A 403-nucleotide genomic window follows, 5' to 3' on the forward strand; every position below is an offset into this window, starting at 1 on the left:
CCTGCCATTTCCCGGTCGAGGCATCGCCCTCTCTCAGCTCGCCCGCCGGCCAGTAACCGTCCTTTGGAGCTGCGCGCATGGGGAGGTAGACGTGGAGCTGGCCGATTCGTGTGGTGATGTCGCCGGCGCGCTGGGCGATGACGGCCGCCGTCTTGTAGTCGTCGGTCTGGTGCAGGAATCCGCTGCGCGGATAGAGGTTCCCCCACATGTCTCCGGAGAAGATTCCACCCACCTCGCGCAGCCCTGGAACCAACGCTTCGGGGTACACCTGCTCGGGAATTCCATGCCGCCAGCCAATGGCGTCCAGTGTGCTGAGGAAATAGGGCACCAGCGGGAAGGTGGCGCCAGGGCAAACGTACCCAGAGGCGCTAGCGAACCGGCTGAACGTGGCCCCGCCAGGATG

The 403-nt window shown here is 65.5% G+C and carries 1 protein-coding gene; it reads right to left on the bottom strand.

The genetic code is table 11. The features are described from left to right. The coding region (locus tag HMPREF2924_RS27110; protein WP_070700795.1) for a TIGR03756 family integrating conjugative element protein at window positions 1–403 on the bottom strand (403 nt) is incomplete at both ends.

Source organism: Pseudomonas sp. HMSC063H08 (assembly GCF_001813645.1).
Taxonomy (GTDB): Bacteria; Pseudomonadota; Gammaproteobacteria; order Pseudomonadales; family Pseudomonadaceae; genus Pseudomonas; species Pseudomonas aeruginosa.